The organism is Shewanella amazonensis SB2B (assembly GCF_000015245.1).
Classification (GTDB): Bacteria; Pseudomonadota; Gammaproteobacteria; order Enterobacterales; family Shewanellaceae; genus Shewanella; species Shewanella amazonensis.
Window position 1 is genome coordinate 4269061 of the sequence record NC_008700.1, and the last position, 10940, is coordinate 4280000.

The 10940-nt window shown below is 52.3% G+C and carries 6 protein-coding genes, 1 tRNA gene and 2 rRNA genes (1 of these 9 running past the window's edge); 4 read left to right on the top strand and 5 right to left on the bottom strand.

All coding sequences use genetic code 11. From position 1 onward, the window contains the following. Positions 1-81 precede the first annotated feature (81 nt). Entirely contained in the window at positions 82-2211 is a 2130-nt protein-coding gene (locus SAMA_RS18840; RefSeq protein ID WP_011761733.1) for a sensor domain-containing protein, read from the bottom strand. A gap of 386 nt (positions 2212-2597) precedes the next feature. On the opposite strand from SAMA_RS18840, the gene SAMA_RS18845 reads away from it, so the two are divergent. The 4 genes from SAMA_RS18845 (at position 2598) to SAMA_RS18860 (ending at position 6263) form a co-directional block, all read left to right on the top strand. Then, entirely contained in the window at positions 2598-4124 is a 1527-nt protein-coding gene (locus tag SAMA_RS18845) for a ZIP family metal transporter (RefSeq protein WP_041409973.1), read from the top strand. A gap of 72 nt (positions 4125-4196) precedes the next feature. Next, a complete protein-coding gene (locus SAMA_RS18850; RefSeq protein ID WP_011761735.1) occupies positions 4197-4958 on the top strand; it encodes an NRDE family protein in 762 nt (253 codons plus the stop codon). 43 nt (positions 4959-5001) lie between these two features. Then, the gene (locus SAMA_RS18855) at positions 5002-5553 is read left to right on the top strand and encodes a lysophospholipid acyltransferase family protein (RefSeq protein ID WP_011761736.1); all 552 of its coding nucleotides are present in this window, start codon (positions 5002-5004) and stop codon (positions 5551-5553) included. A gap of 86 nt (positions 5554-5639) precedes the next feature. Next, on the top strand, positions 5640-6263 hold the full coding sequence (locus tag SAMA_RS18860) for a LysE family translocator (RefSeq protein WP_011761737.1): 624 nt from the start codon (positions 5640-5642) through the stop codon (positions 6261-6263). Here SAMA_RS18860 and SAMA_RS18865 read toward each other — a convergent pair. The 4 genes from SAMA_RS18865 to SAMA_RS18880 all read right to left on the bottom strand — a co-directional run. Further along, positions 6253-7515, bottom strand: a complete 1263-nt coding sequence (locus tag SAMA_RS18865; protein WP_041409974.1) for a mechanosensitive ion channel family protein — start codon at positions 7513-7515, stop codon at positions 6253-6255. The genes SAMA_RS18860 and SAMA_RS18865 overlap by 11 nt on opposite strands. Positions 7516-7965: 450 nt before the next feature. Further along, positions 7966-8042, bottom strand: a tRNA-Asp gene (locus SAMA_RS18870). Positions 8043-8065: 23 nt separating this feature from the next. Continuing rightward, a 5S ribosomal RNA gene (gene rrf, locus SAMA_RS18875) occupies positions 8066-8181 on the bottom strand. Between the two features lie 191 nt (positions 8182-8372). After that, a 23S ribosomal RNA gene (locus tag SAMA_RS18880) occupies positions 8373-10940 on the bottom strand; it runs 326 nt beyond the window's last position.

A 10940-nucleotide genomic window follows, 5' to 3' on the forward strand; every position in this document is an offset into this window, starting at 1 on the left:
CAATTAGTTATCGAAAAATACCAACTTGGAGGCCATTGTAATAGCTATTATAGCGACAGCGAAATGCAAGTTTACGAATGATTAGCCTTGTCTGATATGTCTGCTGACCGGCTCCATCAGATCCATAAAGCTGCTAGCGAACAGCTCTATCGCGCAGGGTTTGCCGAACAAATAGCCCTGGAAATAGCTGCAGTCATGGGCCAGTAAGAAATTTAATTGATCTTCGGTTTCAACCCCTTCAGCCAGCACACCCAAGCCCAACTTTTTAGCCAGTGTAATAATAATCTCGGTAATTACTGCATCATGTTGATTTAAAGCTATTTCTCTGACAAAAGACTGGTCAATTTTGAGCTCTGATAAGGGGAAGCGTTTAAGGTAACTAAGAGAGGAATAGCCTGTACCAAAATCATCTACTGAAAAGCGAACCCCTCGCACTCGTAGAGCATTCATTTTTAAGATGATTTCCTCAACATTCTCAGCCATCAAACTTTCAGTTAATTCCAGCATAATGCGCGCAGGATTGGCGCCGCAGTCATCAATTATTGCCAATACCCGTTCAACAAAATTGTGGTCTCGAACCTGATTCACACTGACGTTAACCGACAGTGAGATTTGTGCCAGGCTCGGATGACTCTCCCATTCAACCAAAGTCTCACAAGTCTTGCGCAATACCCATTCCCCTATAGGTATGATCAGGTCGGTTTGCTCAGCCAAAGGGATAAACTGGTTGGGCATCACCAGGCCTCGAACCGGATGCTGCCAGCGGATCAACACTTCACCACCACACAGCCTGCCACACGCGTCAACTTGAGGCTGACAGAAAAGCCTGAACTCGTTTTCCAACACCCCGTTGCGTAAATCATTTTCCAGCGCAACCCGCTCCTCCACCGCAGCCTGCATAGCCGGATCAAAGAAACGCAAAGCATTTTTGCCTGCTTCCTTTGCCTGATACATAGCCACATCCGCCTGTTTGAGGAGTTCCTCCAAGCCAGGGCGGCCCTCGGCAAACAAGGCTATCCCGATGCTGGGTGAGGTTCGAAGCTGCTTTCCAGCCAACATAAAAGGGTCGTTCAATAAGCCCCGGACCTTTTGGCCAACCGATTTGGCTTTAAGCGCTGCTCCCCGCTCATCAATGCCCAGATTTTCCATAACAATAACAAACTCATCACCACCCAATCGGGCGACCAGCTCGCAGCGTCGAACCGCTTGAAGCAGACGATCAGCCACCATTTTTAATAACGCATCGCCGACATCATGACCCATGGTGTCATTGAGAATTTTGAAATTATCAAGATCGATAATCAACAGCGCGCCAATCTGTTTACTGCGCTCACAGAGTGCGATGGCAGCCTTGAGACGCTCCATTAACAAGGTTCGGTTGGCCAGACCGGTTAACACATCGTAGTAGGCCAATTGATAAATTCGCGCTTCTGATTCTTTACGCTCTGTTAAATCCATATTAGTGCCAGACATCCGAAGCGGTGTTCCATCAGCCCCACGGAGAATAACCCCTCTGCAAAGCACGGGTAGGTAACTACCCGACTTGGTCTGCAATCTAAATTCGGTATCAAAGGAAGAAGGGCCGGATCTATCGAACAACCCATTCATTTTGTCCATGACTTTTTGATAATCGTCCGGGTGCAACAGCTTGACCCACAAGTCCTCTGTGGGTTCCAGCTCGTCGGGTTCTCTACCGATCATCTGCCACCACCTGGGAGAGTAGTAAACGGTGTGTTGGCGAAGATCCCAATCCCATGCCGCGTCATTGGCACCTTGCAGCATCAGGTTCAAGCGCTCTTCGGAGGCTTTAAGGGCCTCTTCGGCATGCTTAAGCGCTGAGATATCGGTAAAACACGTAATGACCTGTAAGACTTCGCCATCCTCGCCGATACTCGGAAAGGCGTTACACAACACCCAGGCAACATCCTTAGCAACAGGCCTGTGCACTTTCAGAATCATTCCCCATACACCTTCCTTGCACTTAAGCACCCGGTTTACAGGGTAATCTGCAAGGCTCATTGGGGTGCCATCGGGAAAGTCGAACCGCCATGCGGGGTCAATATCTACCTTCCCCAGCATCTGCGCAGTGCTCAGGCCGAGAATTTCAGATGCTCTGTCATTGGCATACAAAATTTCTGATTGAGGACCATGGACGACAATCCCCACTGGAATATACTCAATCAGGTCACTGAAAAGGTTATAATTTATCATTACTTTGCTAACGCATAAGGGCGGGTTGTCAGCTCAATCTTCCCAACTACCCATCAGTGCCGACGAGTGCATGAACTGCGAATGCAAAAAACCTTCCCTAGTGCATCGGAATCCTTAAGTCAGATATTTATCAAGAGTATAGATTCAGATAATCCACAGCTGCAGAGAATCTCCAGTTTAATTTTTATTCACCACATAATTGGCCGAGCCCCTTCATAAATCCATTCACAACGGTCAAGTGAACGGCTATTGGCGTAGCTGCCTGCCAGAAGAGACTCACGGCGCGGCGAAAGTGACTCTACACAATGGTAAATAACGAAATGGTCGCTGCTCATTTAGCTGGCAACTGGTATACTACAGCGTTTTTCACACCGCACCGGAAATCCATGTTCTATCTGCTTGCCAGCTGCATCGCCCTTCTCCTGGGCCCTCTGTGTTATCGCCTGATTGCCAACGGCAATGGGCTGCAGAAGGGGCTGGATGGCTTTATCTTTGTTTCTCTCGGTGGTCTGGTGCTTATCCACATCTTGCCCGAGCTGCTGGCCCACGGTGGTGTGCTGTCACTGCTGTTTGTGGTGCTGGGCCTTTGGGGCCCCACTGCCAGTGAAAAATTATTTCATCGCTATTCCGAATTGACCCATAACCTGACCCTGGTATTGGGGATCGGCGGCCTGATGCTGCATACCATCACAGATGGTGGTGCCATGGTGCTGGCAAGTCAGGGCAATGGCACTGCACTGCTGGCTCTGGGTGTGGTATTGCACCGGCTACCAGTGGGGCTGGCCATCTGGTGGCTGCTCAAGCCACAAATAGGCGCTCGCTGGACACTGGCCATACTGCTTAGCATGATGCTGCTGACTGCATTGGGATACTTTGGCGGCGCCCATATCATCGAACAGCTGAGCCTCGAGAACACCGTTTATCTGCAAGCCTTTGTCACCGGCTCCATATTGCACGTGGTGTTGCATCAACCCCATGGTGAGTCATCAAACGATGACAATCGCCACGAATATCAGGCCGGTATCGGCAGCTTGCTGGGTATGGCACTGTTGTTTGTGCTGCTGGCAGTGGCTGATGGTGGCCATGAACACGAACATCACGGCAGCGACCAACTGCTGCATTGGCTGATGCAGCTTTCGCCAGCAATCTTATTGGCTTACGCCGTTGCTGCACTCAGGTTTCGATTCGGGATACAGCCGGGCACATCCAATAACGCTTTGGCCTGGCTGCAACGCCTCGCCGGGCCCGAAGCTCTGGTGTTGACAGCCTGGATGCTTGGCCCTGTTTACGCACTGGCGCAGGCCGTGGGGTTATTGCTGCTCGGCACTGTGTTCAGCACAGCAGAGGTTAAGCCTGTTGATCCCCACGGGAAAATCCCCAATAAGGCATTGGTGTTTGGATTCAGCCATCTGGTCGACCGCAGTGCGCCCTGGGTGCTGCTGAGCCTGGTGCTCGCCAATCTTATCGGTCATCCATCTGTTCCTCTGGCCAATCCCTGGCTGCAGGCAGCTGTGCTGGTCGTGGTGCTCTTGCCCATGCGTTTTTGTAATTTGGGGGGCGCCGTCCTTGCCATGTCGCTGGCATTCAGTGGCTGGTCAGCACCGGCTGTGTTACTCGCCTTGCTGGCAGCGCCCTGGTTAAGCCTGAGACAACTGTCTGTCATGTCCCTTCCCGTTAAGGTGGGTGCACTGGCATTGCTTGGGGCTCTTCTGGCTGTCGGCGCAAAATTGGCACCAGAGGCATCGCCGCTGTTCCATCTGCCACACGATTTGGAATGGGTCGCCATGGCACTGCTGGCACTGCTGTTTGCGGCCAGCCTGCTGCGCCTTGGTCCACGTAAATTTTTGCGTCGTTTATGGCATGGACGCGAGGCCAAAGCTCATCATCACCCACATGGGCATCACCATCACTGACACTGAAAAGACTGTTCAAAGCGGGCAATGCTGGTTAGGCTGACTGAAATCATCGACTGACCATCATTGCCTATGTGCATTCTTTTTATGGCCCTTGGGGTAAACCCCGATTACCCGTTGATCCTCTGTGCCAATCGGGATGAATTTCACCACAGACCCACGGCTCCGGCACATTTTTGGGCTCCCGATAATCATATTCTGGCCGGTCAGGACTTATTGGCCGGAGGAACCTGGCTGGGCACCCACAGGCAAGGCAGGGTGGCAGCACTGACCAATATTCGCAGCCCTCAGCACCACAGCGACAACCGCGCCAGCCGGGGTGAGCTCATCCCCAGATACCTGCAAGACCCCAACAATTTTCCCCCCTGGCTGATGACCCACGCGGCCAATTACAACCCGTTTAATCTGATCTTTGGCGAAGGTCAGCGTTTCTTTTGTTTCAACAGCCTGAAGCAGGAACAGACTGAACTGGCCCCCGGCTGTCACGCCATCAGCAACGGTGCCATGGACGATATCTGGCCCAAGATGGCCAGTGGACAGCGGGCACTGGAGGCCCTGTCCGCCAAGCCGGGGAAACCGGACGAGACACTGCTGCTTGAGATGATGAGGGACGAGTCCAAACCCGACGACAGCAACCTGCCACAGACCGGTGTAAGCCTCGAATGGGAGCGGCGCCTGTCATCCATCTACATCCGCCATGAAGAATACGGCACCCGCTCAACCAGCCTCTTGCTCATCGATAAAGCAGGTCAGCAGGAATTCACCGAGGTGAGGTACGATGGCAAGGGGCGAATTCTGGGTACAGATCGCTTTACCATAGGCAGCGGCCGCTGATTAACGCTAAACTCTTTGAAAACCAACAACAAGAATTCACATCATGTTTAATGCTTTTTGCCGCTTGCTGATGAAACTCACCGGCTGGCGCTTCGAGGGTGAGTTGCCAGCCCTGCCCAGTTACATCATCACCGTTGCGCCCCACACCAGTAACTGGGACTTTATTGTGGGCGTAATGGCCCGCGGTGCCCTGGGCGAGCGCATTCACTTTTTGGGTAAACATCAGCTGTTCATCCCGCCCTGGGGTTGGTTTTTCCGCGCTATTGGCGGCAGCCCGGTGGACAGACGCAAAAACAACAACCTGGTGGATGCGGTAAGCGCCCTGTTTGAAGAAGACAAGAGCTTCAAACTGGCGCTGGCACCTGAGGGTACCCGCAGTAAGGTTACCCGCTGGAAGACAGGCTTTTATCATATTGCGGTCAAGGCCAATGTGCCTATCGTCACCGTGGGGCTGGATTTTGCCGAGCGAAAGGTAGTGTTGGGCCCGGCGAGAGCCACCACAGGCGATATGCAGGCCGATATGGATGCCATCATCGCGTTTTATCGCGGCATCAAGGGACGCTTTCCCAAACACATTCCGGATTATGTACCCTAGGAAAAAGACAAAAGCGGCAAATAGCCTTTGCCTGCGGTGGCCGAACTGGCTATAGTTCGGCCAATCGTATTTTTGTATACAATTCCATGAGTCTGGATACCTTTCTACTCTACCTTGCCGCCATTCTCTTGATTGCCATTTCCCCGGGCCCCATGGCTATGCTGTCCATGTCCCACGGCATGCACTTTGGTAAAAGGCGCTCACTCGCCACAGCTCTGGGCAGCGTGCTGGCAGCTCTGTGTTTAATGCTGGCGTCAGCAGCTGGCCTCGGTGCGCTGCTGGCCGCGACCGAATACGGTTTTGTGCTGCTAAAATGGTGTGGTGCCGCTTACCTTTTGTATCTGGGGATGAGACTGCTGCTGACCAAGCCACAACCAAGCGATTTCAAGCTTGAGTCGCCAAAAGGAAAGGGACGGAGAAGGGATCTGTTTCAGCAGGCGTTTCTGGTGGGAATAAGCAATCCCAAAGACTTGCTGTTTTTCGCAGCACTGTTTCCGCAGTTTATCGATGTGAGTGCCCCTCAGGGGGCACAGCTGGCGATACTGGCCAGTAGTTGGGCGATAGTGGACTTCAGTTTTGTGATGATTTACGCCAGCCTGGCCAGTTTGCTGGCACCCAAACTCAGTGCCAGCAATCGTCTGCATTGGTTCGACAGAACCAGTGGCGGCGTCTTTGTCAGCCTCGCTGCCCTTCTGGCTATCAAGAATTAACCGGCCGTAAACTGCGAATATCTTCCCCGGTGGGATTTTGGAATGCCGTCAAACCAAATTCCGGCAGAATCGCAAAGATGTGGTCAAAAATGTCTGCCTGGATCCCCTCGTAAACCACCCAACGGGTGTCGTTGGTAAAAATATAAAGCTCCAGCGGCAGACCTTCAGTGGTGGGCGCAAGCTGACGCACCATCAAAGTCATATCCTTGTGCACCTTGTCGTGATGACGCAGATATTCAGTCAAATAAGCACGAAAGGTCCCCACATTGGTGAGACGCCTGCCGTTTACAGGTACATCGATATCGGCAATGCCGGCATTGGCTTCCGTCACCTCAATTATCTTACGGGGCAGGTAGTCTTTCAGGTAATTGATGCGCGACAGTCGTACCCTGTCTTCTTCAGTCAGAAAACGTATGCTGTTGATGTCGATATTCAGCGCCCGCTTAATACGACGGCCACCCGACTCAGACATGCCACGCCAGTTACGGAAGGCATCGGAGACCAGAGCATAGGCCGGGATCATGGTCAGGGTATTGTCCCAGTTACGCACCTTTACCGTGGTGAGTGATACTTCCTCCACGGCACCGTCGGCACCGTACTTGTCCATCTGGATCCAGTCACCCTTGCTCACCATACGGTTGGCGGCAAGCTGTATACCCGCCACAAAGCCCAGGATGGTGTCCTTGAACACCAACATCACCAAACCAGTCGCCACACCCAAACCGGAAAGGAAGATGACCGGTGACTGATCGGCCAGCACCGAGATGCCGATAATCACCCCAACAAAGAACAGGAAAAGCTTAATCAGCTGCACAACACTTTTTACCGGTAAGCGGCGACTGATATCACGGATTTCCGCAATTTCATTCACAGCGTCCAACGCCGAATAAATAGCTCTGATAAGCAATATTACCAAGGCGACATTAATAAGACGGTCGGCCAGATTCGCAGCCAGTTTGTGCTCAGCCAGCACGATGGGCAGCAACAAATCGAGCACCATGGCAGGTACCAGCATGGACAGCTTTTCCAGTACCTTGTACTTCATAAACACATCGTCCCAAGTCACACTGGAACGCTGGATGACCAGGTTCATGGCCTTCACCACACCACGGCGAACTATAAGATAAGCAACTGCAGCGATGACGAAAGAGACACCCAACATGGCGATCATAGAGATCCCCTGCGAGTCCTCTGGCCGCAGCCCCATCGAAGTCAGCCAATTCACCAGTTCGTTTCTGTATTCCTGATCCACTGTCTTATCCCGACAAATACTCAATAAAAGCCGAGTGTAACATTCAAAACGAACCCGACGGATGACAGATAGCAAAATCAGACAAACAGGGGGGCTGTAAGGGATCGTTACCGGGAAATAGAAAGGTGTGAAAATTAAGCAGTCTTATTTTCAAGAGCATGCAGTGGCTTTCGTCTTTAATTGGCGGGTGAAATATAGCGCAGCGATGAGCTCATGAGCGAGCGGCATGGTGAGCTTGGCGAAAGCCATAGCTTGCGAACGAGAGGCAAGGATGGCCGAACTGGCTCTTGTATAAGGATATATTTTGCCGAACCTGGCTGTTAAGCAAGGGCGCCGTTGGACGGAACCGCAGGTCCAGCAGGCTGGCCCGAGACCCAAAGTGCGCAGGACTCGGTCACGGATAACAAATAGCAAAAAGCCCCATCCGAAGATGAGGCTTTTCACTTAAGTTGGCGGAGCGGACGGGACTCGAACCCGCGACCCCCGGCGTGACAGGCCGGTATTCTAACCAACTGAACTACCGCTCCTTTGGGCTAGGCCCAAATTAGGCGCTTGGCAATGACCTACTCTCACATGGGGAGACCCCACACTACCATCGGCGCTGCTCCGTTTCACTACTGAGTTCGGAATGGGATCAGGTGGGACCAGAGCGCTATTGTCACCAAGCAAAATTTTGTCCGGAACAAAATTTCACGCACTTCAGTGCGCCCGTTAGGGTCAAGTACATGGATGTACTTGATACAATTCTGAACCAGGTAATTTAGAAAGCTGATGCTCTATCGAGCTTGAGTTATCACTTCAATCAAGTCTGGTCTCTTCAAGACTATCTACTACCATCTGAAACCCATCTGGGTTGTATGGTTAAGCCGCACGAGTCATTAGTACAGGTTAGCTCAACGCCTCACAACGCTTACACACCCTGCCTATCAACGTCCTGGTCTCGGACGGCTCTTCAGTGGACTCAAGGTCCAAGGGAAGACTCATCTTGGGGCTCGCTTCCCGCTTAGATGCTTTCAGCGGTTATCGATTCCGAACGTAGCTACCGGGCAATGCCATTGGCATGACAACCCGAACACCAGCGGTTCGTTCACTCCGGTCCTCTCGTACTAGGAGCAACCCCCCTCAATCTTCCAACGCCCACGGCAGATAGGGACCGAACTGTCTCACGACGTTCTGAACCCAGCTCGCGTACCACTTTAAATGGCGAACAGCCATACCCTTGGGACCGACTTCAGCCCCAGGATGTGATGAGCCGACATCGAGGTGCCAAACACCGCCGTCGATATGAACTCTTGGGCGGTATCAGCCTGTTATCCCCGGAGTACCTTTTATCCGTTGAGCGATGGCCCTTCCATGCAGAACCACCGGATCACTATGACCTACTTTCGTACCTGCTCGACGTGTCTGTCTCGCAGTTAAGCTGGCTTGTGCCATTACACTAACCACACGATGTCCGACCGTGTTTAGCCAACCTTCGTGCTCCTCCGTTACTCTTTGGGAGGAGACCGCCCCAGTCAAACTACCCACCAGGCACTGTCCCTAGTCCAGATTCATGGACCGAGGTTAGAACATCAACACTACAAGGGTGGTATTTCAAGGTTGACTCCACGAGAACTGGCGTTCCCGCTTCAAAGTCTCCCACCTATCCTACACATGTAGGGTCAATGTTCAGTGCCAAGCTATAGTAAAGGTTCACGGGGTCTTTCCGTCTAGCCGCGGGTATACGGCATCTTCACCGCAATTTCAACTTCACTGAGTCTCGGCTGGAGACAGCGTGGCCATCATTACGCCATTCGTGCAGGTCGGAACTTACCCGACAAGGAATTTCGCTACCTTAGGACCGTTATAGTTACGGCCGCCGTTTACCGGGGCTTCGATCATGAGCTTCTCTTGCGATAACCCAATCAATTAACCTTCCGGCACCGGGCAGGCGTCACACCGTATACTTCCTCTTGCGAGTTTGCACAGTGCTGTGTTTTTGATAAACAGTTGCAGCCACCTGGTATCTGCGACTGCCGTCAGCTCAGGGAGCAAGTCCCGTCACCAACAGCAGCGTACCTTCTCCCGAAGTTACGGTACCATTTTGCCTAGTTCCTTCAGCCGAGTTCTCTCAAGCGCCTTGGTATTCTCTACCCGACCACCTGTGTCGGTTTGGGGTACGATTCCTGCTAACCTGAAGCTTAGAAGATTTTCCTGGAAGCATGGCATCAACCACTTCGTCACCGTAGTGACTCGTCATCAGCTCTCGGTATATGTGTGCCCGGATTTGCCTAAGCACACTACCTACCACCTTAAACACGGACAACCAACGCCGTGCTGGCCTAGCCTTCTCCGTCTCTCCATCGCAGTTAGCAGAAGTACGGGAATATTAACCCGTTTCCCATCGACTACGCCTTTCGGCCTCGCCTTAGGGGTCGACTCACCCTGCCCCGATTAACGTTGGACAGGAACCCTTGGTCTTTCGGCGAGGGGGTTTTTCACCCCCTTTATCGTTACTCATGTCAGCATTCGCACTTCTGATACCTCCAGTGTGGGTTACCCCTTCACCTTCAACGGCTTACAGAACGCTCCTCTACCGCGTACACGTTATCGTGCACACCCGTAGCTTCGGTGAATTGCTTAGCCCCGTTACATCTTCCGCGCAGGCCGACTCGACTAGTGAGCTATTACGCTTTCTTTAAATGATGGCTGCTTCTAAGCCAACATCCTAGCTGTCTAAGCCTTCCCACATCGTTTCCCACTTAGCAATTACTTTGGGACCTTAGCTGACGGTCTGGGTTGTTTCCCTTTTGACGACGGACGTTAGCACCCGCCGTCTGTCTCCCGGATAGCACTCTTTGGTATTCGGAGTTTGCAAAGGGTTGGTAAGTCGGGATGACCCCCTAGCCTTAACAGTGCTCTACCCCCAAAGGTGTTCGTCCGAGGCGCTACCTAAATAGCTTTCGAGGAGAACCAGATATCTCCCGGTTTGATTGGCCTTTCACCCCCAGCCACAAGTCATCCGCTAATTTTTCAACATTAGTCGGTTCGGTCCTCCAGTTGATGTTACTCAACCTTCAACCTGCCCATGGCTAGATCACCGGGTTTCGGGTCTACGCCTTGCAACTAAACGCGCAGTTAACACTCGGTTTCCCTACGGCTCCGCTATTCGCTTAACCTCGCTACAAAACGTAAGTCGCTGACCCATTATACAAAAGGTACGCAGTCACGGTCTCAAGAACCGCTCCCACTGCTTGTACGTATACGGTTTCAGGTTCTATTTCACTCCCCTCACAGGGGTTCTTTTCGCCTTTCCCTCACGGTACTGGTTCACTATCGGTCAGTCAGGAGTATTTAGCCTTGGAGGATGGTCCCCCCATATTCAGACAACATATCACGTGTGCCGCCTTACTCGATTTCATCTTTGGTTAGTTGTCGTGTACGGG

Bases quoted from the DNA above. Each gene is read 5' to 3' on its own strand.
- SAMA_RS18840 (WP_011761733.1), bottom strand. From the start codon at position 2,211: ATGATAAATTATAACCTTTTCAGTGACCTGATTGAGTATATTCCAGTG.
- SAMA_RS18845 (WP_041409973.1), top strand. From the start codon at position 2,598: ATGTTCTATCTGCTTGCCAGCTGCATCGCCCTTCTCCTGGGCCCTCTG.
- SAMA_RS18850 (WP_011761735.1), top strand. From the start codon at position 4,197: ATGTGCATTCTTTTTATGGCCCTTGGGGTAAACCCCGATTACCCGTTG.
- SAMA_RS18855 (WP_011761736.1), top strand. From the start codon at position 5,002: ATGTTTAATGCTTTTTGCCGCTTGCTGATGAAACTCACCGGCTGGCGC.
- SAMA_RS18860 (WP_011761737.1), top strand. From the start codon at position 5,640: ATGAGTCTGGATACCTTTCTACTCTACCTTGCCGCCATTCTCTTGATT.